The organism is Streptococcus sp. SO2 (genome assembly GCF_030440025.1).
This window is the reverse complement of sequence record NZ_JAQFJH010000003.1, coordinates 161714-188156: the sequence shown is the minus strand read 5'-3', so window position 1 is coordinate 188156 and position 26443 is coordinate 161714. Positions and strand designations below refer to the sequence as shown.

Annotated in this window: 31 protein-coding genes, 1 pseudogene and 1 riboswitch; of the genes and pseudogenes, 25 read left to right on the top strand and 7 right to left on the bottom strand. The window is 39.6% G+C overall.

What is annotated here, in order from left to right; genetic code table 11:
• Positions 1 to 5: 5 nt before the first annotated feature.
• From PCY17_RS05255 to PCY17_RS05230, 6 genes and pseudogenes are all read left to right on the top strand, one after another.
• Positions 6 to 362: pseudogene (locus PCY17_RS05255) on the top strand (choline-binding protein D); the annotation flags it as partial.
• 84 nt (positions 363 to 446) lie between these two features.
• The gene (gene polA / locus PCY17_RS05250) at positions 447 to 3080 is read left to right on the top strand and encodes a DNA polymerase I (protein ID WP_084877519.1); all 2634 of its coding nucleotides are present in this window, start codon (positions 447 to 449) and stop codon (positions 3078 to 3080) included.
• A 103-nt stretch (positions 3081 to 3183) separates the two neighbouring features.
• A riboswitch (TPP riboswitch) is annotated at positions 3184 to 3286 on the top strand.
• A gap of 68 nt (positions 3287 to 3354) precedes the next feature.
• Positions 3355 to 3645 carry a thiamine-binding protein gene (locus PCY17_RS05245; protein WP_301392084.1) on the top strand — a complete coding sequence of 97 codons (291 nt, stop codon included), beginning with the start codon at positions 3355 to 3357 and terminating at the stop codon, positions 3643 to 3645.
• Complete coding sequence (locus tag PCY17_RS05240; RefSeq protein WP_301392083.1) at positions 3608 to 4366, top strand: ABC transporter permease; 759 nt, start codon at positions 3608 to 3610, stop codon at positions 4364 to 4366. Before PCY17_RS05245 ends, PCY17_RS05240 begins: the two co-directional genes overlap by 38 nt.
• 37 nt (positions 4367 to 4403) lie before the next feature.
• A complete protein-coding gene (locus PCY17_RS05235) occupies positions 4404 to 5411 on the top strand; it encodes an ABC transporter substrate-binding protein (protein ID WP_301392082.1) in 1008 nt (335 codons plus the stop codon).
• Positions 5411 to 6139, top strand: a complete 729-nt coding sequence (locus PCY17_RS05230; protein WP_301392081.1) for an ABC transporter ATP-binding protein — start codon at positions 5411 to 5413, stop codon at positions 6137 to 6139. The genes PCY17_RS05235 and PCY17_RS05230 overlap by 1 nt, the downstream gene beginning before the upstream one ends.
• 156 nt (positions 6140 to 6295) lie before the next feature.
• Here PCY17_RS05230 and PCY17_RS05225 read toward each other — a convergent pair whose 3' ends face one another.
• From PCY17_RS05225 to PCY17_RS05210, 4 genes are all read right to left on the bottom strand, one after another.
• Positions 6296 to 7462, bottom strand: coding sequence for a site-specific integrase (locus tag PCY17_RS05225; protein WP_301392080.1), 1167 nt, complete (start codon positions 7460 to 7462; stop codon positions 6296 to 6298).
• A 311-nt stretch (positions 7463 to 7773) separates the two neighbouring features.
• The gene (locus PCY17_RS05220) at positions 7774 to 8538 is read right to left on the bottom strand and encodes a type II toxin-antitoxin system PemK/MazF family toxin (protein WP_042900397.1); all 765 of its coding nucleotides are present in this window, start codon (positions 8536 to 8538) and stop codon (positions 7774 to 7776) included.
• A gap of 205 nt (positions 8539 to 8743) precedes the next feature.
• Positions 8744 to 9013, bottom strand: a complete 270-nt coding sequence (locus PCY17_RS05215; RefSeq protein WP_000505375.1) for a DUF4177 domain-containing protein — start codon at positions 9011 to 9013, stop codon at positions 8744 to 8746.
• Between the two features lie 52 nt (positions 9014 to 9065).
• On the bottom strand, positions 9066 to 9500 hold the full coding sequence (locus PCY17_RS05210; RefSeq protein ID WP_239823792.1) for a helix-turn-helix domain-containing protein: 435 nt from the start codon (positions 9498 to 9500) through the stop codon (positions 9066 to 9068).
• A 200-nt stretch (positions 9501 to 9700) separates the two neighbouring features.
• On the opposite strand from PCY17_RS05210, the gene PCY17_RS05205 reads away from it, so the two are divergent.
• The 18 genes from PCY17_RS05205 to PCY17_RS05120 all read left to right on the top strand — a co-directional run bounded on the left by PCY17_RS05205 (position 9701) and on the right by PCY17_RS05120 (position 23226).
• Positions 9701 to 9901, top strand: coding sequence for a helix-turn-helix transcriptional regulator (locus tag PCY17_RS05205; protein ID WP_084877174.1), 201 nt, complete (start codon positions 9701 to 9703; stop codon positions 9899 to 9901).
• A gap of 239 nt (positions 9902 to 10140) precedes the next feature.
• Positions 10141 to 10743 (top strand): Rha family transcriptional regulator, encoded by a 603-nt coding sequence (locus tag PCY17_RS05200; protein ID WP_084877175.1) that lies wholly within the window; start codon positions 10141 to 10143, stop codon positions 10741 to 10743.
• Positions 10744 to 10754: 11 nt separating this feature from the next.
• Positions 10755 to 11015 carry a hypothetical protein gene (locus PCY17_RS05195; protein WP_049539448.1) on the top strand — a complete coding sequence of 87 codons (261 nt, stop codon included), beginning with the start codon at positions 10755 to 10757 and terminating at the stop codon, positions 11013 to 11015.
• Between the two features lie 320 nt (positions 11016 to 11335).
• Positions 11336 to 11536: a hypothetical protein gene (locus tag PCY17_RS05190; protein ID WP_084877177.1), complete on the top strand. Its 201-nt coding sequence runs from the start codon at positions 11336 to 11338 to the stop codon at positions 11534 to 11536.
• Position 11537: 1 nt separating this feature from the next.
• Positions 11538 to 11747 (top strand): hypothetical protein, encoded by a 210-nt coding sequence (locus PCY17_RS05185; protein ID WP_084877178.1) that lies wholly within the window; start codon positions 11538 to 11540, stop codon positions 11745 to 11747.
• 1 nt (position 11748) lies between these two features.
• Positions 11749 to 12021 carry a hypothetical protein gene (locus tag PCY17_RS05180; protein ID WP_049490554.1) on the top strand — a complete coding sequence of 91 codons (273 nt, stop codon included), beginning with the start codon at positions 11749 to 11751 and terminating at the stop codon, positions 12019 to 12021.
• The gene (locus PCY17_RS05175) at positions 12008 to 12865 is read left to right on the top strand and encodes a conserved phage C-terminal domain-containing protein (protein ID WP_301392078.1); all 858 of its coding nucleotides are present in this window, start codon (positions 12008 to 12010) and stop codon (positions 12863 to 12865) included. Before PCY17_RS05180 ends, PCY17_RS05175 begins: the two co-directional genes overlap by 14 nt.
• A gap of 11 nt (positions 12866 to 12876) precedes the next feature.
• On the top strand, positions 12877 to 13722 hold the full coding sequence (locus PCY17_RS05170) for an ATP-binding protein (RefSeq protein ID WP_301392077.1): 846 nt from the start codon (positions 12877 to 12879) through the stop codon (positions 13720 to 13722).
• Positions 13719 to 13880, top strand: coding sequence for a hypothetical protein (locus PCY17_RS05165; RefSeq protein WP_000997172.1), 162 nt, complete (start codon positions 13719 to 13721; stop codon positions 13878 to 13880). Before PCY17_RS05170 ends, PCY17_RS05165 begins: the two co-directional genes overlap by 4 nt.
• A gap of 89 nt (positions 13881 to 13969) precedes the next feature.
• Positions 13970 to 14191 carry a hypothetical protein gene (locus tag PCY17_RS05160; protein WP_301392076.1) on the top strand — a complete coding sequence of 74 codons (222 nt, stop codon included), beginning with the start codon at positions 13970 to 13972 and terminating at the stop codon, positions 14189 to 14191.
• 57 nt (positions 14192 to 14248) lie between these two features.
• Positions 14249 to 15109, top strand: a complete 861-nt coding sequence (locus PCY17_RS05155) for a phage major capsid protein (RefSeq protein WP_301392075.1) — start codon at positions 14249 to 14251, stop codon at positions 15107 to 15109.
• A gap of 9 nt (positions 15110 to 15118) precedes the next feature.
• Positions 15119 to 15667: a hypothetical protein gene (locus PCY17_RS05150; RefSeq protein WP_301392074.1), complete on the top strand. Its 549-nt coding sequence runs from the start codon at positions 15119 to 15121 to the stop codon at positions 15665 to 15667.
• 377 nt (positions 15668 to 16044) lie between these two features.
• The gene (locus PCY17_RS05145) at positions 16045 to 16455 is read left to right on the top strand and encodes a DUF722 domain-containing protein (RefSeq protein WP_301392073.1); all 411 of its coding nucleotides are present in this window, start codon (positions 16045 to 16047) and stop codon (positions 16453 to 16455) included.
• 1110 nt (positions 16456 to 17565) lie between these two features.
• Positions 17566 to 18024 (top strand): CtsR family transcriptional regulator, encoded by a 459-nt coding sequence (locus PCY17_RS05140; RefSeq protein WP_001211261.1) that lies wholly within the window; start codon positions 17566 to 17568, stop codon positions 18022 to 18024.
• A 1-nt stretch (position 18025) separates the two neighbouring features.
• Positions 18026 to 20458, top strand: a complete 2433-nt coding sequence (locus PCY17_RS05135) for an ATP-dependent Clp protease ATP-binding subunit (RefSeq protein WP_084877189.1) — start codon at positions 18026 to 18028, stop codon at positions 20456 to 20458.
• Positions 20459 to 20603: 145 nt separating this feature from the next.
• Positions 20604 to 21662, top strand: a complete 1059-nt coding sequence (locus PCY17_RS05130) for an AAA family ATPase (protein WP_084877191.1) — start codon at positions 20604 to 20606, stop codon at positions 21660 to 21662.
• Between the two features lie 9 nt (positions 21663 to 21671).
• Entirely contained in the window at positions 21672 to 22451 is a 780-nt protein-coding gene (gene pnuC, locus PCY17_RS05125) for a nicotinamide riboside transporter PnuC (protein WP_084877193.1), read from the top strand.
• A 1-nt stretch (position 22452) separates the two neighbouring features.
• Positions 22453 to 23226, top strand: coding sequence for an NUDIX hydrolase (locus PCY17_RS05120; protein WP_084877194.1), 774 nt, complete (start codon positions 22453 to 22455; stop codon positions 23224 to 23226).
• Between the two features lie 47 nt (positions 23227 to 23273).
• On the opposite strand, the gene PCY17_RS05115 is transcribed toward PCY17_RS05120, so the two are convergent.
• On the bottom strand, positions 23274 to 23504 hold the full coding sequence (locus PCY17_RS05115; protein ID WP_084877195.1) for a hypothetical protein: 231 nt from the start codon (positions 23502 to 23504) through the stop codon (positions 23274 to 23276).
• 266 nt (positions 23505 to 23770) lie between these two features.
• On the opposite strand from PCY17_RS05115, the gene PCY17_RS05110 reads away from it, so the two are divergent.
• On the top strand, positions 23771 to 24454 hold the full coding sequence (locus PCY17_RS05110; RefSeq protein WP_301392072.1) for a hypothetical protein: 684 nt from the start codon (positions 23771 to 23773) through the stop codon (positions 24452 to 24454).
• A gap of 64 nt (positions 24455 to 24518) precedes the next feature.
• On the opposite strand, the gene dusB is transcribed toward PCY17_RS05110, so the two are convergent.
• Positions 24519 to 25499 (bottom strand): tRNA dihydrouridine synthase DusB, encoded by a 981-nt coding sequence (gene dusB, locus PCY17_RS05105; RefSeq protein WP_162285022.1) that lies wholly within the window; start codon positions 25497 to 25499, stop codon positions 24519 to 24521.
• Positions 25486 to 26358, bottom strand: coding sequence for an Hsp33 family molecular chaperone HslO (hslO, locus tag PCY17_RS05100; RefSeq protein WP_084944253.1), 873 nt, complete (start codon positions 26356 to 26358; stop codon positions 25486 to 25488). Before hslO ends, dusB begins: the two co-directional genes overlap by 14 nt.
• Positions 26359 to 26443 lie beyond the last annotated feature (85 nt).

The following is a 26443-nucleotide window of genomic DNA, read 5'->3' as shown; positions in this document are numbered from 1 at the left end:
AATATAAAAATGGGTGGAAAAAAGAAGGAGGGAGTTGGTATTACCAAGAGAATGGTAAGCTAGCAACAGGATGGAAAAAAGTTAACAGCAATTGGTATCATTTAAAAGAAAATGGGGCCATGTCAACTGGCTGGATTAAGGATGGCTCTCACTGGTATTATCTAAAGGCATCAGGGGAGATGCAGACAGGTTGGCTCAAGGAAAATGGAACATGGTACTATTTGGAAAGTTCAGGGGCTATGAAGTCTAGTCAGTGGTTCCAGGTAGGCGGAAAATCTTACTACGTTAATGCTTCAGGGGCTTTAGCAGTGAATACTACAGTGGATGGCTATCGAGTGGATAGTAATGGAGCTAGAATCTAGAAAGAATATAAAAAAGAGAACTTCACTACCATTTGCCTATTCTTTCCGATGGTATTTTTCCTTGCTTTCCTTTATAATGGGTGTATGGACAAGAAAAAATTATTATTAATTGATGGATCTTCTGTTGCTTTTCGAGCTTTTTTTGCGCTCTATCAGCAGTTGGATCGTTTTAAAAATGCTAATGGCCTTCATACCAATGCAATCTATGGCTTTCAACTCATGCTGAATCATGTCTTAGAACGGGTTGAGCCCAGTCATGTTTTGGTAGCCTTTGATGCAGGCAAGACGACTTTCCGAACAGAGATGTATGCAGACTACAAGGGTGGCCGTGCTAAAACTCCAGATGAGTTTCGTGAGCAATTTCCCTTCATTCGTGAGTTGTTAGACCACCTTGGGATTCGCCATTATGAACTGCCCCAGTATGAAGCCGATGATATCATCGGAACTCTAGGTCGCTTGGCTGAGAAGGATTCCTTCGATGTTACTATTGTTAGCGGAGATAAGGATTTGATCCAGTTGACGGATGAGCATACGGTGGTCGAGATTTCTAAGAAAGGTGTGGCTGAGTTTGAGGCCTTTACACCAGATTACCTCATGGAAAAGATGGGCCTCACACCAGCTCAGTTCATTGATCTTAAGGCTCTTATGGGGGATAAGTCTGATAATATCCCTGGTGTTACTAAGATTGGTGAAAAGACGGGTATCAAACTCTTGCTGGAACATGGTTCGCTTGAGGGTATTTATGAAAATATCGATGGGATGAAGGCTTCTAAGATGAAGGAAAATCTCGTCAACGATAAAGAACAAGCCTTTTTATCTAAAACACTAGCGACCATTGATACTCAGGTACCGATTGAGATTGGCCTTGATGATTTGGTCTATAATGGCCCAGATGTGGAAAAACTCGGGAAATTCTACGATGAGATGGGCTTCAAACAGCTCAAACAAGCTCTAAATGTTTCGTCGAAGGATGTGCCTGAAAGTTTGGATTTCGCCATCGTTGACCACGTCAGTCAAGACATGCTGAGCGCAGACTCTATCTTCCACTTTGAACTCTTTGGTGAGAACTACCATACAGATGACTTGGTTGGTTTTGCCTGGTCCTGCGGAGATAAACTTTACACTACAGATAAACTTGAGCTCTTGCAGGAGCCGATTCTCAAGGATTTTCTAGAAAAAACACCTCTGAAAGTGTATGACTTTAAGAAAGCGAAGGTTCTTTTAAATCGCTTGGGCTTGAATCTCCAGGCACCTGCTTTTGACAGTCGTTTGGCCAAATACCTCCTCTCAACAGTCGAGAACAATGAAATTTCAACCATTGCGAGTCTCTACGGCCAGACTTATCTGGCTGATGATGAGACTTTCTACGGTAAGGGTGTCAAGAAAGCCATCCCTGAGAGAGAGAAATTCTTGGAGCACTTGGCTCGCAAGGTTGCTGTATTGGTTGAGACTGAGCCGGTTTTACTTGAAAAACTCAGTGAACATGGGCAATTAGACCTTCTCTATGACATGGAGCAACCTCTGGCTTTTGTCCTTGCCAAGATGGAAATTGCTGGGATCAAGGTCAAAAAAGAAACCCTACTTGAGATGCAGGCTGAAAATGAGGTCGTCATTGAGCAACTCACTCAAGAGATTTATGAACTAGCTGGTGAGGAGTTTAATATCAACTCGCCTAAGCAGTTGGGCGTCCTTCTCTTTGAAAAACTAGGTCTTCCTCTAGAGTACACCAAGAAAACCAAGACAGGTTACTCGACAGCTGTGGATGTGCTAGAGCGTCTAGCTCCTATTGCTCCGATTGTTAAAAAAATTCTAGACTACCGTCAGATTGCTAAGATTCAATCTACCTATGTGATTGGTTTGCAAGACTGGATTTTGGATGATGGCAAGATCCACACGCGCTATGTGCAAGATTTGACTCAGACCGGACGTCTGTCTAGTGTAGATCCAAACTTGCAAAATATTCCTATTCGTTTGGAACAAGGCCGCCTCATTCGTAAGGCTTTTGTACCTGAGTGGGAGGATAGCGTGCTGCTCAGCTCGGACTATTCACAGATTGAGTTGCGCGTTTTGGCCCATATTTCTAAGGATGAGCACTTAATCAAAGCCTTCCAAGAGGGAGCTGATATCCATACCTCGACGGCCATGCGGGTCTTTGGAATTGAACGTCCTGAGGATGTGACTCCAAACGACCGTCGTAATGCCAAGGCGGTTAACTTCGGAGTGGTTTACGGGATTTCAGACTTTGGCTTGTCTAATAATCTGGGCATCAGCCGTAAGGAAGCAAAAACCTACATTGACACTTACTTTGAACGCTTCCCAGGTATTAAAAACTACATGGATGAGGTGGTGCGTGAGGCGCGTGATAAGGGCTATGTAGAGACCCTCTTCAAGCGTCGTCGTGAGTTGCCGGATATCAATTCGCGCAACTTCAACATTCGTGGTTTTGCAGAGCGTACAGCCATCAACTCTCCTATCCAGGGCTCAGCAGCAGATATTCTTAAGATTGCTATGATTCAGCTAGATAAGGCTCTAGTTGAAGGTGGTTATCAGACCAAGATGCTGTTGCAAGTGCATGATGAAATCGTCCTTGAGGTTCCAAAATCAGAACTAGCAGCCGTTAAAGCTCTAGTGAAACAAACCATGGAAGAAGCCATCCAACTCAGTGTTCCACTTATCGCAGATGAAAATGAAGGGGCAACATGGTACGAGGCTAAATAAGAAAGTTATGAAAGAGTTTGAAACATTTGCCTTCAAGCTCTTTTTCATGATTTTCTGTAAGCAGTTTCCTTGACTTTTCCTTGTATTTGCGTTACTATATTTCCATATAAGATATGGGAGTCTGTGTACAGTCTGAGAGGAAGTGTTAAACTTCGACCGCACCTGATCTGGGTAATGCCAGCGTAGGGAACGATACTTAGCCGAATTCTGCACCTTTTCCATATATGGAAGGGTTTTTCTTTTTGTCAAAGGAAAACGAGAAGAGGAGGTTTTTATGAAAGCAAGCATTGCCTTGCAAGTTTTACCCCTAGCACAGGGGATTGATCGGATTGCTGTTATCGATCAAGTCATTGCTTATCTGCAAGCTCAGTCCGTGACCATGGTGGTAACACCATTTGAAACGGTCTTGGAAGGGGAGTTTGATGAGCTCATGCGCATTCTTAAAGAAGCGCTGGAAGTAGCAGGGCAGGAGGCAGACAATATCTTTGCCAATGTCAAAATAAATGTAGGAGAGATTTTAAGTATTGATGAGAAACTTGAAAAGTATACTGAGACGACACATTAGTCTATTGGGCTTTCTAGGGGTTTTGTCAATCTGGCAGCTAGCAGGCTTTCTTAAACTTCTCCCCAAGTTTATCCTTCCGACACCTCTTGAAATTCTCCAGGCCTTTGTTCGTGATAGAGAATTTCTCTGGCACCATAGCTGGGCGACCTTGAGAGTGGCTTTGCTAGGTTTAATTTTGGGAGTCTTGATTGCCTGTCTCATGGCTGTACTTATGGACAGTTTGACTTGGCTCAATGACTTGATTTACCCTATGATGGTGGTCGTTCAGACTATCCCGACTATTGCCATAGCTCCTATTCTGGTCTTGTGGCTCGGTTATGGGATTTTGCCCAAGATTGTCTTGATTATCTTAACGACAACCTTTCCCATCATCGTCAGCATTTTGGACGGTTTTAGGCATTGTGACAAGGATATGCTGACCTTGTTTAGTCTAATGAGGGCCAAGCCTTGGCAAATCCTGTGGCATTTTAAAATTCCAGTCAGCCTGCCTTACTTTTATGCAGGTCTGAGGGTCAGTGTTTCCTATGCCTTTATCACAACAGTGGTATCTGAGTGGTTGGGAGGCTTTGAGGGTCTTGGTGTTTATATGATTCAGTCCAAGAAACTGTTTCAGTATGATACCATGTTTGCTATTATTATTCTGGTATCGATTATCAGCCTTTTGGGTATGAAATTTGTCGATATTAGTGAAAAATATGTTATTAAATGGAAACGTTCGTAGAATTAGAATGTTTCAAAAAAGAAAAGAGGAAATTAAAATGAAAAAAACATGGAAAGTGTTTTTAACGCTTGTGACAGCTTTTGTAGCTGTCGTACTTGTGGCTTGTGGTCAAGGAACTGCTTCTAAGGATAATAAGGAAGCAGAACTTAAGAAGATTGACTTTATCCTAGACTGGACGCCAAATACTAACCACACAGGACTTTATGTTGCCAAGGAAAAAGGTTATTTCAAAGAAGCTGGAGTAGATGTTGATTTGAAATTGCCACCAGAAGAAAGTTCTTCTGACTTAGTCATTAATGGTAAGGCACCATTTGCAGTGTATTTCCAAGACTACATGGCTAAAAAATTGGAAAAAGGTGCAGGAATCACTGCCGTTGCAGCTATTGTTGAACACAATACATCAGGAATCATCTCTCGTAAATCTGACAATGTAACTAGTCCAAAAGACTTGGTTGGTAAGAAATACGGAACTTGGAATGACCCAACTGAACTTGCTATGTTGAAAACCTTGGTAGAATCTCAAGGTGGAGACTTTGAGAAGGTTGAAAAAGTACCAAATAACGACTCAAACTCAATCACACCAATTGCCAATGGCGTCTTTGATACTGCTTGGATTTACTACGGTTGGGATGGTATCCTTGCTAAATCTCAAGGTGTAGATGCTAACTTCATGTACTTGAAAGACTACGTTAAAGAATTTGACTACTACTCACCAGTTATTATCGCAAACAACGACTATTTGAAAGACAACAAAGAAGAAGCTCGTAAAGTCATCCAAGCTATTAAAAAAGGCTACCAATACGCTATGGAGCATCCAGAAGAAGCGGCGGATATCCTCATTAAGAATGCACCTGAACTTCAGGAAAAACGTGACTTTGTCATCGAATCTCAAAAATACTTGTCAAAAGAATACGTAAGCGACAAGGAAAAATGGGGTCAATTTGACGCAGCTCGCTGGAATGCCTTCTACAAATGGGATAAAGAAAATGGTATCCTTAAAGAAGATTTGACAGACAAAGGCTTCACCAACGAATTTGTAAAATAATGACAGAAATTAGACTAGAACACGTAAGCTATGCCTACGGACAAGATAGGATTTTAGAAGACATCAACCTGCAGGTGATTTCAGGTGAAGTGGTTTCTATTCTGGGCCCAAGTGGTGTAGGAAAGACCACCCTCTTTAATCTAATCGCTGGGATTTTAGAAGTTCAGTCAGGACGAATTGTTCTGGACGGCGAGGAAAATCCTAAGGGGCGCGTGAGTTATATGTTGCAAAAGGATTTGCTCTTGGAGCACAAGACGGTGATTGGTAATATCATTCTTCCCCTCTTGATTCAAAAAGTGGACAAGGCGGAAGCCATTGCCCGAGCGGATGATATCCTTGCGACCTTCCAGTTGACAGCTGTACGGGACAAGTATCCTCACGAACTCAGTGGCGGGATGCGTCAGCGTGTAGCCTTGCTCCGGACCTACCTTTTTGGGCACAAGCTCTTTCTCTTGGATGAGGCCTTTAGTGCCTTGGATGAAATGACTAAGATGGAGCTCCATGCTTGGTATCTGGAGATTCACAAACAGCTACAGCTGACGACCTTGATTATCACGCATAGTATCGAGGAGGCCCTCAATCTCAGTGACCGCATCTACATCCTAAAAAATCGGCCTGGACAGATTGTCTCTGAAGTTAAACTAGATTGGTCCCAGAACGAAGACAAGGAAGTCCAAAAAATTGCCTACAAACGACAAATATTAGCAGAATTGGGATTAGATAAGTAGAAAAATAGGGAGTTGGTGAAGATTATCCTTTACCAGCGCCCTTTTCCTTTAAAAAAATCAAAAATTTCGGTATAATAGTCAATTATACCGAAATCATTCTATAATCGTTGATACATAAGGGTTTTATGTATCGCTTTTTTAATTTTGTGGACTTTTTTAAGAACTTTTTATTTTTTCGAGGGCAGTTTCAAAGAATGAGACTGCTCTTTTTTGGTTTTCTTTTGATAAATGGCTGTAAGTATCCATAGTTACAGATATTTTTGCATGGCCAAGCCGTGTCTGTATTTCCTTGTATGGCAGGCCAGCATTAAGCAAGATACTAGCGTGAGTGTGTCGGAAAGCATGAAAGCCTAAATCAGTACAGTTAGCGTTTTTTAAGTGCTTATGTAGGCGATAATCAACCTTTCGAGTATTGACATAGTTGTCAAAGCTATCAGAGAATACTTTCTCATAGGTTAAGCCAATGTTTCTACCGTTTTCTGCTTGTCTTGCTCGGTAGAGACGAAGCATGAGTACTGTTTTATGATCGATATCTAGAACTCTATAGCTTGATTTTGTCTTAGGAGTGTTTACCTGGTTTAAAATGTTGAGTGTTTTGTTAATATCGATTGTTCCGTTCTGCAGGTCAATATCAGACCATTCTAGGGCCAGACATTCACGGATGCGCAGTCCAGTAGCTAGGAGCGTCTTATAAAGCACAGTATCATAGAAATTGATAAAGGTATTCTCCAGGTTATCGAGATAGGAGAGGAAGTTTTTAAGTTCCTGATCTTGAAAGTATTTAATTTCTTGCTTATCTCTTGCTATCTTTCTAGGAATGACAACATCACGAGCAGGGTTATTATCCAATGCCTGGATAGAAACTCCATACTGTAGAATACGTTTATTTAAGGCGTGAAGGTGATTGTATTCTTTATATCCCGTTCCGTCCTGATTGTACTCATCCGCCCATTTATTTACCTGAGTTTGGATAATAACAGGAGTAAGTTTATCTAGTTTGTAAGTACCAAATGAGGGCAAGAGGTAATTATTTAAGCAGCCTTTTATCTTTATCTGCGTGTTAGTCTTTATGGTATGTTGGTAGGTTTGCCAAAATAAGTCCACAAGTTCGCTATAGGTTGTTATATGCGAGCGTTGTTTCCGTGTAGAGCCGTTTTTCTCAAATTCTACCTTAGCCTGGGTGACCTTGTTTTTGAGTTCTTTCTTTGTTCGTGCTGATATGGTAGTCTTGACCTTCTTACCAGTAATAGAATCAATGCCAAGATAGATACTGGAGCGGTAGACTGCTGATCCGTCTTTTTTCGTGTGTTGTGTAATTTTCATGGTTTTAACTCCTTTTCCATCAGCAGGCAAGCAATTAGAAAAGGTTTTGAATTTATACCATGCGAGGAGCTACGAGAACCCCTCTATTTTCGATTTTAAGCAGTCGGACGGTAAATTGTACCAGAATAGAAAACAAGGCGAATATGGGGAGTTTTTTATTTTAAGTTATGTTTACTAGAATATAAAAAGAAAAGTAGCCGTATCAAATACGGCTACTATCACGTTATGGATCTAAAATCCAAATGTAAACTTTATGGAGCTAAACTCCTAATAGCTGTATTGTAATATAATTATTAAAAAATGTCAAGAGATTAGAAAAGGTATAATTCTTTTAACTTTTCGTTAATTTTGTCCAATGTGTTATCAGATACTTTCATTTTTCCGATTGGATCTAATCTATTTTTCTTTAAAATTCTATCTTTGCTGATTGTTTGAAGGTTATTACACTTGGCATAAGAACGCTTAATGTATTTTTTGTAGTATTGAGTTAATTCAATAACGTCATTTATTTCTGATTGTGTCCGTTTAAGGTTATCATCGTCTATTATCTTAGGTTGAATTATTTCGTTTGAAAATTGTTCTGTATAAGCTTGGTAGACATCCGATAAGGCAGCTTCAGTAATTGCATTATTGGAATCTAAATATTTTAGGTAGGCAAATAATTCTTTGTGTAATTTTTCAATATATTCATCAAGCAAAATAGAAGGATATTCCGCAATGACTTCGTCTATGAGTACAGTATCTATTTGATTTTTAGATGTTAGAGGAATTACTGTAAGTGTTTTTTTATAGGGACTATCTACTTTGTCTAAGACAATAGCCCAATGATTATTTGATAATTCTCCGCCTATATTTACACCGAACTCTACAAATACCAGAGAACCACGACTGAATTTCCAATATTTTCTTTTTTGAGTCTTGGCTTCAAATAAGAATTGTTCAGATTGTCTTTTAACTGCTGGTGCAAGAAATCTGTATTTAGAAGATGTATGCTTTGCTTTACCAAGTTTATAGAGTTTTTCAACTTCTATGTAGTTTTGTTTGGTTTGTTCAAAATATGGATTTTCTTTGTTCATTTTAATTCTCTCTATATATGCCCACGATTTCGCCGATGGTTTAGAAGATATTAGTCATCTCTATTTGTCAATTTTGCCGTTTTTTGCGCTTTAGTCTGTAAAATTGGCTTTCTATTTTTCACTTTCCCTTGTTTTTGCACAATAGACCTTAGAAATATGGGCACTATTGGCGAATATGGGCACTATTGGCGAATATGGGGGATTTTTATAGAATCTTCTCAAAAACCATTGTAGCTTGGATACGGTCGCCACCGCCTAATCCTTTGCTTCCACCATTGGCGGTTGTGATGGTATGCAGGCGATAACCTTTTGAAGCTTGTTTATTGATAACATCTTCTAATTCTGTAAGGTTTCCTGATCCAGTACCGAAAAACTTTTCTTTTAAAGTTACCTGAAGGACAACATAGTGTAGTCCATTTACTCCAGATGCGGTAGAAAAACTACCTTCTTGTTTTACAGTGTCAAAAAATCCCATGGGGTTTACTCCTTATCAGTATTTTCAAATAATATTACTTGTCATTATTTTTTTAAAATGATACTGCATCTTTCTTTGCGAATTTTTTTGCAATAGTTCTAAGCAGTTCTCTTTCATCATCGGTGCAGAAAAAGTAGTTAAGCATCAATTCTAGAGCGAATGGATCAAGATGCTTTCTTAATTTTTCATAGTCATAAAAATCTAAATCGGTTTTTGACAATTGCATATAGTCAAATTCTTGCCATGAACGATACTCTCTTGGTGTTGGGATGTAACCATCAAATGGGTCTTTTTTACTATTTGAGTAATTTAGCAAGTAGGCAACACTTACTCCAAAGAAATCAGCTAATTGTTTTGCTTTTTCTGGTTTGATTTGGCTTTCTTCATTTTCCCAATTTTGAAGAGTTCGATAATGAACTCCGATATTTTCAGCTAATTCCTTTTGGGATAGCTTTTTCTCTTGTCTTAATTCTTTTAATCTATTCATGTTTTTCACGCCTTTCATAGATGATTATAAACTATTTTTTCAAAAAGTACATTTTTTTTGTGTAAATTTAAAAAAAATAGTTGGCATCAGAAAAATAATTGTGCATTATACAATCAAGCACAGGAAAAATGTGCATAATCCAACTTTTCACACTTTCAATCTATTCATGGAGGGAGATTTTCTAAGAAAGGAGGGAACCTATGAGTAAATTAAAAGGCTATCGGGTTATGTTAGGGTTTACACAGCAACAGATGGCGGACAAGTTAGGTATTTCTTTGCAGTCTTATAACAACAAAGAATTAGGAAAAACACCATTCAATGACAAAGAACGCCTAGCGATTAAGTCAATGGTTGCAGAAATCAAATCAGACATAACCATAGATGAACTATTTTATAGTTAGAAAGGAGCAACACAATCGTAATACTATCTTACATTTATAAATTTCTCATGTGGTGCTTTAGCACGGGGGATTGATTTATCAGACTAGCTAATTTTTGCTAGATTCAGGTGCTTGCTACCTATGGCAGTATCAAGGGTTTGTAGGGGTTTATTCTCTCCTAAATTTTCCCTACCTCAATGATTTACTTTGGTACTGTTTTAGGTGGCAAGCATTGACAAAAATAAGAAAGGAGCTAACCAATGGAATTGGTTTATATGGACGGCAAGAAAGAGCCGTATACACTGAGTAGTATCGTTGCAGACTGCGCTGAAATTAAGCACAGACATTTGAAGATTTTGCTGAATAAGCACCGAGAGGACTTTGAAAGCTTCGGAAAGGTGCAATTTAAAATTTCACCTTCAAAGAGTGGGCAAAATGTACGGGACTATATTTTGAATGAGCAACAAGCAACCTTGCTGATCACTTACTTACGAAATACAGAACCCGTAAAAGAGTTTAAGAAAAACCTAGTCAAAGCCTTCTTTGAAATGCGTGATGAACTTTCTAAACGCTATCTTCAAAGGGAACTGGAAAAGCCGAAGCGCAAGACCTTAACCGAAGCTATCAAATCATGGGAGAAAGCGCCCAAGCATGCCTATAGTACACTTACAAACTTACTGCTAAAGGGAGCGACTGGGAAAAACAAATCCCAACTCATGCAAGAGCGAGAAAGTGGAAACGGTATTGACAGTTTAACAAGCGCGGAACTGACAAACTATCAGCGCTTGGAAGATATGGTAATAGCGATGATCAACTTGAATATGAGATATTCAGAAATTAAAGAACTAATTTTTAAAGCATAGGAGTATAGAAAATGGAAAATGATTTTAAGACAGTTACAAATGCCAAGGGGTTAGAAATTCCTAAGTATCCCAAGGATTTTAAAAAGCTAGTTGAGAAAGACAGACAACTAGCTGAATATCTTTGTATGAACTACGAGAACTTGGACAGTGAAGACCTGGGCGCATTTCTTGAAACGGTGGAGCAAGGAATCAGTTGGATTCTAGATCTTATCGAAAGTAAAGACTTGCTTTATAAACCAAAGTCAGGTAGTAATCATGCAAAAAGAAAATAAAAAAATCACTTGCTCAAATTTTGGTCAAGGCGAGCAAGCGACACAATTCAGAGTATAGAAATTTTTTCTATGCTTTGATTATAGCAAAAAATATCTAAAGAAAAACCGAAGAGCAGGCAAGCAATTAGAAAAGGTTTTGAAATCAAGCGCTGACAGGGTGATTCTAAGGCCTTGTTTAGCTGAAAGATGGGTAATTACTCATGAAACACCGCTACAAGCGTTCGCCAACTTGGGGCCACTGCCCAGCGTTTGGAGTGGTGAAGCATACCATATAGAAAACAGGCAAGAAAAAGGACAAGGAAAGGCTAATGGAGAAAAATATGACTCTAGACCTAGATAACATGACACGATCAGAATTTGACAAGCTAATGACTAAAATCAAGGATAAACATCCGAACCTCTTTCAGTTCATCATTGACTTTTTAGATGATAAAGTAACTTCTGAAGAGGTGTACGACTTTCTGAAGATGAAGCGAAGCTATCAAGTAAATTATATCAAGAATTACAAAGCGAGGACATAGCATGAATGAACTAGATTTAAGCAATACACAGGCGCTTATTTTTACCGTGATATTGATTGGCTTTCTCATGTATTTAAACCACCGAGACCACAAAAAAAGCGCCCAAATCGAGCGAGAAAGTACACAGACGATAGAGACAACTATCGAGGATTTAAGCCCTGATTATGGGCGATATATTCAGCTTGCAGGGCTTAAGCCATGGGGGTACTAAGATGTTTGAAAAAATGATTGAAGATTTAAAGTCTAAGATTTTGGAAGCAGTGGAACGGTATTTAAAAAGCCATGAGAAAGTACCTCAAAAAAGATTAGATTTGATCAGTAAGGTGGAACTAAAGGAAGAACTGGGCATAGGAGATAAAACCTTGATAAAATGGGAAGGTGCAGGACTACCGCAGTATATACCGCCTATTGAAGATACTAGAAAAGCGTATTATAAAATCTCAGACGTTTTAAAGTTTTTGGGGGTAGATGATGGCAAAGACTAAAATATATTTTTGGTTAAAAGTTGATAAGAAGTTTTTTGATAATCTTTTTATTAAACGACTTAAAAATATGCCTGGTGGCTACACTATGACAGTGATTTATATCCGTCTTATGTTGGAAAGTTTAGAAGATGATTGTATTTTGTACTATGAGGGGTATTTTGATAATTTGGTACAGGAGCTAGCCTTAAAATTGGATGTGTCCGAGGATGATATAAATATGACAGTTGCATATTTTACAAAATGCGGACTGATTCAGATAGACGATGATGGCCATGCTACATTATCGCAAGCAAAAGCCATGGTTGAGAGTGAAACAAACTGGGCGAAATATAAGCGAGACCAAAGAAAAAATAGTCAAGATATACCAAAATTGGAGAATGTCCAAAATAAAAAGACTATTTCCAACTCATGTCCAACAGATATAGAGATAGATAAAGAGTCAGATAAAGAGTTATATAAAGAATATATATTGTCAGGTAAACCTGACTTTACTTTCCCAAATTGGTTAACTCCGAGAATGATTGAGGAAATAACTAAAGGACATCCTGAGAAGTATTTAATAAGAATCCCTCTAGCTTATCTGAATCATACAGTTGGGAAAAATTATAAATATTTGGACAAAAACTTGAAGCCGATAATGGCACGATTCAAAGAAGGCTATACACTTGAAGATTTTAAACAGGTGATAGATATTAAAACGGCAGAATGGAAGGATAGTCCTGAATTTTCTAAATATCTGAGACCTGAAACACTTTTCGGAACTAAGTTTGACGGTTATTTGAATCAAAAGCCTAAAACCATAAAAGGGAAGTCCGAAGATAACTTCCCAGATCTACCATTTTAGGAGTTGCAAAGATGAAGGAACAATTTAAAGAATTTAATAACAGAAAAATATCGGACAAGGTTTGCGATATTCACCAGGTAAATTACTGGGAAATTTCTGTACCAGTGTTAGGGAGTTCAGAAAGAAAAGTACAAGCATTTTGCCCGGAGTGCGTGAAGGGAGAGATTAAACAGAAAGAGAAAGACCTATTGCAGCAGTTCGAGGACAGGCAAGCTTACTTTAAAACTTATGATGTCTTAATGCGTGATAGTACAATTCCTAACGAGTTGAAGGGGGCGACGTTTGAGAATTTCTTTGTTAAGACGACAGAGGAGCGTCAGATGTTAGAGTTTGTAAAAGGTCAAGCCCAGAAGTACCTTGCAGGTATGACGGGAAATACTTTAATCAGTGGTAGCACAGGAATAGGAAAAAGTCATTTATCGCTTGCCCTGGCCAAAGAAATCAATGAGAGCTTCAGAGAGAAGAACGAGCCTAAGAGTGTCTTATTTGTCAGCTTAACCGAGATTATCAAGCAGATAAAAGAAGGCTGGGCTTATGGAAGAAATGCAAACTTAACAGAGTATGAGGCGGTTAAAAAGCTAGTTGATGTTGATTTTCTAATCATCGATGACCTAGGGGCAAAAAATGGGACGGTAACACCTAAGAGCGATTGGGAACAGGATTTCTTGTTTGATATTATCAACAATCGAGAAACTACGATTTTCAACACGAACCTAGATAGTAGCGAACTGCGGACTGTTTACAATGCTAGAAATTCAAGTAGAATTTTAAAAGGTTTAGAAGGGAACACTTTCAAGGCTTTTACGATCAAAGATAAGAGATACACTATAAATACAGTGAGGGGAGAATATCAATGAATGATGATAAAATGCGATTTGCAACAGAAAAAGGCTTTGTTGTCTATGAAAAATGTGGTATAATAGAGATAGAAAAAGTTCCAAGTTTTGGAGAAGTTACTTTATTCTATTCAGATGGGAAGTTTACCCATCTAGTCAAAAAAGAAACTAAAAAATAAGTCTATTGAGAACAACTCAGGGACATACCGTAAGCATATAATGCTAGTGGTATGTCCCTTTTTGTTTACATAGAAAGGGGGTGAGTATTATGGCAGGAGATACTTCTTTAGGGTATGTGGTAGCCAATAAGTTTTCTATGGATCCAGATAAAAGACAGAAAATCTTTTCTCAGTGTAAAAAAGAAGATGATAGCTTAGAACAACGGAAAAAAGAAATATTAGAAAAATATGCTAACAAACAAGACAAATCAAAATCTAGAAAAAATGATTCTAAAGGCTCGGAGAGTCATAAAAGAAAAGCTAAGAGCTAAGAACTTTAGAAAAAATTATAAACAAAAATCAGATATTAAAAGATGAAGGAGCAAAAAATGACAACTAACTTAGTTAAACAAAAAGAATATCTAGAAGCTTATATCCGAAGTACAGGTTATAACACTAGAGGGATGAACGTAGAAAATAATCATGTACTCATTGAAAAACCAATCCTTGATAGTTACGAAGATGAACATCAACGTAAAGAATTGGTTGATCTAGTAAATGTTATTGAGACTCGTACCCGTGGTGGGAAGTATGAAGTAACTGACTTTGAATCTAATTCATTACAAGAAGTTAGCGAAAATTCGGTTGAGAGAACAGAAGCAGATAAAAAGAAAACTATCAGCGTTGATTACTTAGTTAAATTATTTAGTGGAAAACTTGATTTTTCACAGGAACAATTAGATGATGGCCAATATAATTTAACGGATTTTCTTGGTAAGAAGATTATTAAATTAAAACGTAGAACACGAAATAGAGAGATTGGGAAAATTCTCCAAACTGCGAAAGTGCAGACTGCTACAAGTATGGACGACTTGAAATCTATTGTTTCTTTAATCAATCCAGAGCGAAATGTATCTATGGTTGTTAGTCAATCACTATTTAGTGTCTTAGAAAAAATGAAAGACACTTCAGGAAATTATCTTCTTAAAGTTGATAAAGAGACAGGGACAAGTGAAACATTCTTTGTAGATAACTTTTTAATTGTAGATGATACAACATTAGGGAATAAAGGTGACAAAAAAGGTTTTATCGGAGATCTAGAAAACTTTGTTACTTTGTTTGATCGAAAGAAAGATACACTTAGTTGGGTGAATGCGAATGACTATTTTGGGAAACGGTTGATTTTACATACCCGATTTGATGTAAAAAAAGTTGAAGAAGATTGTGGTTACCTTATTCAATGGAACTAGGAGAAAGAAATGGATATTAATCAAGTATTTGAAACACTGGATGATCTAGATAATAAAAAAAGTAAGATTAATTCAGCACGAGAACAGTTAAGCGAAAAAAGGAAAAGCCTGTTAGGCAATCAAACAGTTTCATTTGAGAATATAGATTCTTTTTTGTCAAATAACTTAGAATCTTTAGAGAAGCTGGAAAAGATGGAAAAAGCTATTAATTCTCTTCAGGAAAAATATAATAGTGATTTTTCAGAAGCTAAAGCAGTCATCTTTGAATACATTTTTAAAGAAACTAAGCAACGGATGGAAACTAAGAAGATCTATAAACAATACCGAAAGAAACTTAGACGAATTCTGGACGCATATGATGAAATTCAAGAACTAAAGAAGGATGTAGAAGAAATCCATACAGGTGTAGTCAGGGAAATAAGTCAGAAACATTCTCTATCGCTATATCGAACAGAAGTAAGTCCGCTTACTGTCCTACCATTTTTAAACCCTGATATTAGCGGGTGGATAGATTTTTCTAAGGAATATCGGGACATTAAAGAGTATTTAGAAAAATAGGGAACAAATTAAGTAAGGCTAGTGATATATGGCTGAAACAGAAAAGATATCGCTAGTCCTACTTTTATGCTTTACTAAGTTTCACATAACAAAGTAAGCATAAACTGAAAAGAAGTAATAGCTTGAAAGTAAGGTATATCAGGGGTTTACAGAATGGAGTGAGTTTCACAGAATGTAAGATATGAGAAACTGAGGGGATAAATTAAAGAAATTTCCCTTGAACTTGTCATATTGAAGAGTTGTCAAACTTAAAACAATGATACCTGGTAAGTGGAGTGTTGGAAGGCTTTTAGCGCTTTTTGTCAGTTTGACAGAATTTACAATTTGACAAATTGAAAGATAAAAAAATTTTTAAATTTAAGTGGAGGTACTTACCTATGTACGAGTTGAGTAACAGAGACCTGGACGGGATAGATATTGAGTTAGGACGATATAGAACGCTTGCTGATAAAATTTATTTGAGAAGACAGGAACTAATACATAATAAGAAACATAGCGCTGAAGATTGTACTGGTGGGAAAGGCAAGACAGTATATAGTCCTACTGAAGCAACCATTATTAGAATTGAAGAAGACCAAACGCTAAGATATTTAGAAGGCTTTAAACTAGTTGTAGATACCTTGATGGAAAACTTAATTGAAAGTGATCTAGTCATTTTTAAAATGAGATATTTAGAAGCTGGTGCGACTTGGGAAGACGTGGCAGAGAAACTAAATAAAACTACTCGTTATATAAATAGCCGTAGAAAGGTAATCGCTAAAAGATTTGTTGAGTTGAAAGGATATTGACTCCCCCCACCTTTTAAAAAATCTTTCTGGCCAGTAGGGTACCGGTGAAGGGAACTTTTTCCAAGTCGGAGACCTCCAGACAAAAAGGGGATAAAAACTAATATATTTAGGATGAAAGGCTTACTTTTAAGAAAAAATTATAGAAATCTTCAAATAAATTGTTTTAAGGGATGTATTCTAATTGGCAGCCCTGAAAATAAAAAAAGATTGACATCCAAGTTTTAATGTTTTATACTATGAGTGAAGTTACTATTTGAAATAGATAGAAACAAAATTCTTGAACATGTAAATTACTCAGATAAAACAAATTGCCTAGATAAAACAAATTGCCTAGATAAAACAAATTGCCTAGATAAAACAAATTGCCTAGATAAAACAAATTGCCTAGATAAAACAAATTACTCAGATAAAACAAATTACTCAGATAAAACAAATTGCTCAGATAAAACGAATTGCTTAGATAAAACAATAATATAAATTGCTGAATTTAACCTTGATTACTATTTTCAAGATAACTTCTATTTTAAGTGCTTCAAACTAAACAATGGAATAATTTCCATGTTTAAATTTTTTGACAATAAAGGAGCAATTTCTATGCTTAATTTTATTAAAGTATTTTCAGTTTTAGTGTTAGTTTATATTTTATTCCTTCTTGCCTTGGGTGTGCCCATTTCGTTAATTTTTGCATTATCGATTTTATTATTTATTGTCACATTTGTAATCATTATAACTGTGGTTATTCTAGTGATTAAAGATAAGATGAAGCGTAACAACTAACATTTTCTTCCCTCAGAAATTATCTGAGGGTTTTTCTTTGTGTCTTATGGCTATGCTGTGGAAGATATGCTATAATATTATCAGGTAATAAAAAAGCACGTTTGACCGTGCTAGTTCTTGCCTGCTGAACTCGTCAATATTACGCCCTTTTTAGGGCTCTTTTTGTGGACTTTTTTAGGAACTTTCAAGAAAAACCAAGGCGTCCTAATGCCTTAGTGTTTTTAAAGAAAGTCAGTATTTTCAAGGGTTGAGCTCTAAAAATTTGACTTATAGAGTGTTAAATGATAGTATAGTCAAAGATAGTCAAGGTTCAAAGAAGGAGTTTGATTTACTATGAGATTTAAAAATACATCAGATCATATCGAAGCCTATATCAAGGCGATTTTAGACCAGTCTGGTATCGTGGAATTGCAGCGGAGCCAGTTGGCAGATACCTTTCAGGTTGTACCGAGTCAGATCAACTATGTCATCAAGACCCGCTTTACGGAGAGTAGAGGTTACTTGGTTGAGAGCAAGCGTGGTGGTGGAGGCTACATTCGCATAGGGCGGATTGAATTTTCCAGTCATCATGAGATGCTCCGCGATTTGCTTTACTCGATTGGTGAGCGAGTTAGTCAGGAGATTTATGAGGATATTCTCCAGCTTTTGGTGGAGCAGGACTTGATGACCAAGCAGGAGATGACCTTGCTGGCATCAGTGGCAACGGATCGTGTCCTAGGGGAAGAATCTTCAGTTGTCCGTGCCAATATGCTCCGACAGCTATTACAAGAGGTAGATAGAAAAGAGAAGTAAGATGAACTATTCAAAAGCATTGAATGAATGTATCGAAAGTGCCTACATGGTTGCGAGCCATTTTGGAGCTCGTTATCTAGAGTCTTGGCATTTATTGATTGCCATGTCCAATCACAGTTATAGTGTGGCAGGTGCAACTCTAAATGATTATCCATACGAGATGGACCGTCTAGAAGAGGTTGCGTTGGAACTGACTGAAACGGACTATAGCCAAGACGAAACCTTTACAGAATTACCCTTTTCCCATCGTTTGGAAGTTCTCTTTGCAGAAGCAGAGTATGTGGCCTCAGTGGTCCATGCAAAGGTACTAGGGACAGAGCATGTCCTCTATGCGATTTTGCATGATGGTAATGCCTTGGCAACTCGTATCTTGGAGAGAGCAGGCTTCTCTTATGAAGACCAGAAAGATCAGGTCAGAATTGCTGCTCTTCGTCGCAATTTAGAGGAACGTGCTGGCTGGACTAGAGAAGATCTCAAGGCTTTGCGTCAACGTCATCGCACAGTAACTGACAAGCAAAATTCCATGGCCAATATGATGGGCATGCCTCAAGCTCAAAGTGGTGGTCTAGAGGATTACACGCATGACCTGACGGAGCAAGCGCGCTCTGGCAAGTTAGAACCAGTTATCGGTCGTGACAAGGAAATCTCGCGTATGATTCAGATTTTGAGTCGGAAGACCAAGAACAATCCTGTATTGGTTGGAGATGCGGGTGTCGGGAAAACAGCTTTAGCACTTGGACTTGCTCAGCGTATTGCTAGTGGGAATGTACCAGCTGAAATGGCTAAGATGCGTGTTCTAGAGCTTGATTTGATGAATGTCGTTGCGGGAACACGTTTCCGTGGAGATTTTGAAGAGCGCATGAACAATATTATCAAGGACATCGAGGAAGATGGCAAAGTGATCCTCTTTATCGATGAACTCCACACCATCATGGGTTCTGGTAGCGGTATTGACTCGACTCTGGATGCAGCCAATATCTTGAAGCCAGCCTTAGCTCGCGGAACTCTGAGAACAGTTGGTGCAACCACTCAGGAAGAATACCAGAAACACATCGAAAAAGATGCAGCTCTTTCTCGTCGTTTCGCTAAAGTAACGATTGAAGAGCCAAGTCTAGCTGACAGTATGACTATTTTGCAAGGTTTGAAAGCTACCTATGAGAAACACCATCGTGTGCAAATCACAGATGAAGCCGTTGAAACAGCTGTCAAGATGGCGCATCGTTACTTGACCAGTCGTCACTTACCAGACTCTGCTATCGACCTTTTGGATGAAGCGGCAGCAACAGTGCAAAACAAATCCAAGCATGTGAAAGCAGACGAATCCGACTTGACTCCAGCTGACAAGGCTTTGATGGATGGCAAGTGGAAACAAGCTGCTCAGTTAATCGCAAAAGAGCAGGAAGTCCCTGTCTATAAAGACTTGGTAACAGAATCCGATATTTTGACTACCTTGAGTCGCTTGTCAGGGATTCCAGTCCAAAAACTGACTCAGACTGATGCTAAGAAATACCTGAACTTGGAAGCGGAGTTGCACAAACGTGTCATCGGCCAAGATCAAGCTGTTTCAAGCATTAGTCGTGCCATTCGTCGCAATCAGTCAGGTATTCGTAGTCACAAGCGTCCGATTGGTTCCTTTATGTTCCTAGGGCCGACAGGAGTCGGTAAGACCGAATTGGCAAAGGCTCTGGCAGAAGTCCTCTTTGATGACGAATCAGCCCTTATCCGCTTTGACATGAGTGAGTATATGGAGAAATTCGCAGCTAGCCGTCTCAATGGAGCTCCTCCGGGCTATGTAGGCTACGAAGAAGGTGGGGAGTTGACCGAGAAGGTTCGCAACAAACCTTACTCTGTGCTCCTCTTTGACGAGGTAGAAAAGGCCCACCCAGATATCTTTAATGTCCTCTTGCAGGTTCTGGACGATGGTGTCTTGACAGATAGCAAGGGACGCAAGGTGGACTTTTCAAATACCATTATCATCATGACGTCAAACCTTGGCGCGACGGCTCTTCGTGATGACAAGACTGTTGGCTTTGGCGCGAAAGACATTCGTTTTGATCAGGAAAATATGGAAAAACGAATCTTTGAAGAGTTGAAAAAAGCTTATCGACCAGAGTTTATCAACCGTATTGATGAAAAGGTGGTCTTCCACAGCTTGGATAGCGAACACATGCAGGAAATTGTCAAGATTATGGTGAAACCATTGATTGCTAGCCTAGCAGAGAAAGGCATCAACTTGAAACTGCAAGCTTCAGCGTTGAAGTTACTAGCAAGCCAAGGATATGATCCGGAAATGGGAGCTCGCCCACTTCGCAGAACCCTGCAAACAGAAGTGGAAGACAAGCTAGCAGAACTCCTTCTCAAGGGAGAACTGGTAGCAGGCAAAACTCTCAAAATCGGTGTCAAAGCTGGCCAACTAAAATTTGATATTGCTTAAAAATGGAGAATCAGGAGCAATCCTGATTCTTTTTTGCTACTTTTTTATAAAAAATGATAAAAAACTATTGACAAAACAAAAATATAGTATATAATAAAAACATAGAAAATAAAAATATCAAAAACTATAAAAAGGTAAAACGTTTATGAAAAAGAAAACAGCAGTGGTGTTTGGGACCTTTGCCCCCCTCCATCAGGGACATATCGATCTGATCCAGCGAGCGAAGCGTCAGTGTGACCAGGTCTGGGTAGTCGTTTCAGGCTACGAGGGAGACCGAGGTGAGCAGGTAGGTTTAAGTCTTCAAAAACGATTTCGCTATATCCGAGAGGCTTTTCGTGATGACGAATTGACCTCTGTCTGCAAGCTGGATGAGACCAACCTTCCCCGTTACCCTATGGGCTGGCAGGAGTGGTTGGACCAGATGTTAGCGGAGATTTCCTATGATGAAACCCAGCAAGAACTGACTTTCTTTGTGGGAGAAGAAGACTACCAGCAAGAGTTATCTAATCGTGGCTTTGGCACCGTTTTGCAAGAAAGAAAGTTTGGTATCTCAGCGACTATGATTCGAGAAAATCCAAGCAAATATTGGAAATACATCGCTCAGCCCTTCCGTCGTCAGTTCACCAAGAAAGTCTTGATCATGGGAAGTGCCAGTAATGGGAAGACCACTCTGGCCAAGGATTTGGCAAGGTATTACGATGCGCCCGTTAGTCTGGAATACGCGCGTGAGTACCAGATCAAAAACAATGTCCGCGACGATGAATTGACTCCAAAGGATTACTACTATCTCCTTTTAGGGCAGTATGACCAGACCTCTAAGTTAATCGATAGCAATGCCAATCGAGGCCTAGTGATAGCTGATACCAATTCATTGGTAACCAAGGGTTACTATGACTATTACATGGAGACTGAGGACCAAGGGGACTTATCAGGAGAAACCTTTGACAATCTCTTTGTTTCAATCTTGGCCAAGGAAAAATGGGACTTGATTCTCTTCGTGCAACCTGTCGGTTCCTATGTCAATGACGGATTTAGAGATATGACCATGGCGGAAGACCACATTCGCTACAGTTTTTCCCAGCATTTGGATCAGATGAGGGAGAGATACTTAACGACCATTCCTTTAGTTTATCTAGCAGAGGATTACCTAGGCAATTATGAAGCAGCAAAAGTGGCTATTGATGCCATTTACCAAGCAGATTAGGAGAAAATGATGAAAACAGTAACTAAAAAAATCACACAATTTATCGAAAACTTTAAAAATGTCCATGCCGAAGCTCGCAAGATTGGTTTTGCAGGAATCATGCGCTTGCTATGGAAAGATCTCTTTGTCGGCCGTAGTCTTTTCCAGTGGTTGTATCTCATCGCCTTGTCAAGTGTTCCCTTGATCTTGGAGTTTACACAAAATACGGAAAGCCATGACTGGTTGAGCTTGTTTGCGTCCTGGACTGGGATTGTCTGTGTTATTTTAGTAGCAGAAGGTCGTGCAAGCAATTATCTCTTTGGGGCTATTAACTCGGCTATCTATTTGATCTTGGCCATGAATGCGACTTTTTATGGCGAAGTTTTGACGACTGTTTACTTCTTTGTCATGCAGCCGATTGGTCTCTATGCTTGGCTGTCCAATCGTATCAATGAACAGGAAAAACCAGAAGAATCCCACTTTGAAGCTAAGAAATTATCTGTTCTTGACTGGCTCAAGTACTTGGTCTTGACTGCTATTATCTGGATTGGTATGGGCTTGGCTTACCAAAGTATCAATAGTGCTCGACCTTTCCGTGATAGTGTAACCGATGCGACCAATGGTGTTGGTCAGCTCTTGATGACACGTCTTTACCGCGAGCAATGGATTTTCTGGATTGCAACCAATCTCTTTAGTATTTATCTCTGGTGGGGTGAAAATATCCACATCCAAGGGATGTACTGGGTTTACACACTCAACAGTCTAGTGGGTTGGTACCAATGGACCAAGGCAGTTCGAAAGGAGGCATAAGATGGCAGACATAAAGATTCCAGAAGGGATGACGGAAAAAGAATATTATGAAATCCATGCCAGTCAGGAGGAGTTTTTAGACTGGTACTACAAGCAGGAACTCCCTCAATATGAAAAACCAAGTGTGACAGTGGATATGGTGGCCTACTGCTTTGTCGAAGGAAAGATCAAGCTCCTGCTAATCCGTCGCAAGGCTCACCCTTATCAAAACTGTTTGGCTTTGGTTGGAGGCTTTATGGACAAGGGAGAAGATGCTGCACATGCCTGTCAGCGCGAGGTGAGAGAAGAAGTCAATCTCGATCTACCTTTGGAGAAAATCGAGCAATTGATGACGGTATCGACCCCCGGTCGTGATCCACGGGGCTGGACAGTGACCATTGCCCACTTAGTGTACCTACCTAGTCGTGCCTTAGACCTCGTTCAGGCAGGTGACGATGCCAAGGATGTGGTTTTTGTAGATGTCGATTTTCAGACAGGCAAATGCTACCTAGATGGAGTCGAGCTGGAGGAGCAAGCCTTCGCCTTTGACCATTATGCCATTATCCAAGAATCCATCAAACGAATCCAAGGCCGTCTCGACTGGAATCCGACTTTCCTTTATCTGCTGGAGGAGGAGTTCACTGTCTACGAAGGAACCGAACTAGTCAATCTCATCAATCCCGGTCGCCCCATCGTCAGCAATAACTTTCTCGTAAAATACGGAGAATATGTAGAAGAAGTCGGACTCAAACGAGTACCCAAAAAGAAACCAAGAAAAACCTATCGATTGAAATAAAAAGTGAGGCCGGGAACTTTTCCCGACCTCTTTATTTATCATCATTTTTATGAATGGCTATCTTTCTTAGGATTACTCAACAGGTGAGTAAAGAAGTCTTTATATCGATACTTGAGATAGTTCTCATGCAAAAATAACAAAGCGATATAAACAATCAAAAAGATTGCAGTCAGATAGAAGACATCAAATGCAGTTCGCGCATAGTAAGTGGCTGATTGATAAGAGCCAATAGCTCCCAAAATCAACCAAGGCAGATACTTGTAATACTTATTTAGCATAAGAGTGCACCTCCTATATTCTATTTCAATGTTATTATATTCCTTTGTCTAACACAATGCAAGCGATTACACAAAAGCGATACAAAAAATAGGACTCTAATTTTAAAAATTTTCTATTTTTTCGTTTCAATTACGAATAGAAATAGTAGAGAGAAATTTTTTTAAAATAGTTTCTCTAAATAGTTGACAGATTCAAGGTCTAATGTTACAATCATATTACAAAAAGATTTCTTAACATTTCAAAAATGTTACAAAGGAGTGGAAAAATGAAAAAGAAAACCTATATCAAATTGATGGCAGCGACTGTATTGGCTTCTACCTTGCTACTAGGAGCTTGTGGAAATAAAAACGAAACCACTCAAACCAGCAGCTCTGCCAAGACAAGTCAATCATCAAGCTCTAAAGCAGCTTCTTCTAGCAAAGAAAGCAAGACACAAAAATCTTCAAGCTCAGCTTCATCTGAAAAGGCTCAGGCATCTTCTGGTCAGTCTTCTACAACGGCAGATCAGTCACAAGCGAAACCAGCACCTGAATCAAGACAAGAACAAGCAGCTTCTAGTCAACAAGCCCCATCTCAGGCACCTTCAACTCAGCAAGGTTCTCAAGCCCAGTCTAACCAGTCAGGCTACGATCCAACAACTGACCGCAAACTTCAAGACAAGCAAGCAGAACACAACAAACGCTACAAGGGTGTTTTAACCATGGTCGATGGTGATTTCTCAGCAGCTGCAGGCAACTGGAAGGGAGCGAATGGCGAAACGATTACGGTTTCATCAGGAGGGCAATTCACAGTAGAAACTGCAGATGGAAAGAAAGAAAACTATTCTATCAGAGGCTACTCTTACACTCTTGATGATGGCAAGTATAATGCCAAAATCGGTGGAGGAAAAATCATCCAAATTACAACAGGTGCGGATGGTAAAGTTTCAAGCGTTGCCTTGATTCAATAATAGTATCTAGGTTTTCCTAGAATCTAAAAAACCGTAAACTCCAAGCGAGTTACGGTTTTTTCTATTATGCTTTGTTTAATTGCAAGAGGGCTTCAATCTCTGCTAGGGTGTTAGCTTGTGAAATGGCTCCACGAAGTTTGGCAGCTCCAGATGTTCCCCGGAGGTAGTGAGGAGCGAGACCGCGGAATTCACGAACGGCTACGTTTTCTCCTTTGAGGTTAATCAAGCGTTTCAAATGTTCGTAGGCGATTTTCATCTTGTCTTCAAATGTCAAGTCAGGGAGAATTTCTCCTGTTTCAAAGTAGTGGTTGATCTGGTTGAAGAGATAGGGGTTTCCCATGGCTGCGCGACCAATCATGACAGCGTCAGCCCCGACTTCTTCGATACGCTGTTTGGCTTCTTGGACCGTACGGATATCACCATTTGCGATAAATGGAATCTTGGTCAAAGCTTGAGCAACCTTGTGAAGAGTCTCAAGGTCTGCGTGACCTGTGTACATTTGTTCACGGGTACGGCCGTGCATAGCGAGGGCAGAGACACCTGCAGCCTCAGCAGCGAGGGCATTTTCCACGGCTAGGGATGGATCAGACCAGCCAGTGCGCATTTTGACAGTGAGGGGGATATCAAGGACAGATTGGACCTTGTTGATAATAGAGTAGATCTTGTCTGGATCCTTGAGCCACATAGCGCCAGCTTCGTTCTTCACGATTTTGTTAACTGGGCAGCCCATGTTGATATCGACGATATCGGTCTTAGTATTTTCTTGGATGAATTCTGCTGCGCGAGCGAGGCTGTCTTCATCACTACCAAAAAGTTGGATAGAAACTGGGTTTTCGCCTTCATCGATATGAAGCATGTGCAGGGTTTTTTCATTGTTGTATTGGATTCCCTTGTCAGAGACCATTTCCATGACAACAAGTCCTGCACCGAGCTCTTTTGCGATGGTACGAAAGGCTGAGTTAGTCACGCCAGCCATGGGTGCTAAAACAGTACGATTGGGAATCTCAACATTGCCAATCATAAAAGATGTATTAAGATTTGTCACGAATGAGTTCCTCCAAGTCGTTTTCATCAAAGTTATAAGTTGTTTGGCAGAATTGACAAGTGATTTCTGCCCCGTGGTCTTCCTCTTTCATTTCCTCAAGGTCTGAATTTGGAAGGCTGGCAAGAGCGTTCATAAAGCGATCTTTGCTGCAGTCACATTGGAAACGGATTTCTTCTTCAGATAGACGTTTGTAGGATTCGTCACCGTAGATAGCCTTGAGGAGAGCTTCGATATGGTCGTCACTTTCCAGAAGGGTTGAGATGGCTGGCATTTCTTGGATGCGTTTTTCAAAGCGAGCAATCTCCTCGTCCTTGGCTCCTGGCAACACTTGGAGAAGGAAACCTCCGGCAACTTCGACCTTGTCGTCTTTATCCAAAAGAACATTGAGGCCGACTGCTGAAGGGGTTTGTTGGCTTTCAGTCAGGTAGTATGCCAAGTCTTCACCGATTTCCCCAGAGATGAGGGGAGTCATGGAGTTGTAGGGATTTCCAGTACCGTAGTCTGTGATAACGAGAAATTGACCGTTTCCAACAAAAGGTCCGACTAGGACTTCACCCGTTGCAGTCTTTTTGATGTCAACACCTGGATTTTGAACGTAGCCTTTGACGTTTCCCTTGGTATCTGCGACCGTGATGATGGCACCGAGAGAGCTTGTTCCAAGAACTTTAACCGTTAGTTTGGTATTTCCTTTTTCATTAGCTGCGAGAATTTGGCTAGCGATAAGGGTGCGACCAAGTGCGACGGTTGAACTGGCTTGGGTTTGATGTTTTTCTTGAGCAGTGCGGACGGTTTCAGTGCTATCAAGGACAAAAGCACGAAAGGCTCCGCTTTCTGATATAGTTTTAATAATTTTATCCATAGCTACTATTTTAGCATAAAAATGCCCAAAGGGGGAGCTGTGTGTTTGCTGTTTCTGTGGAATAATGACGAGGAAATCAACCTTA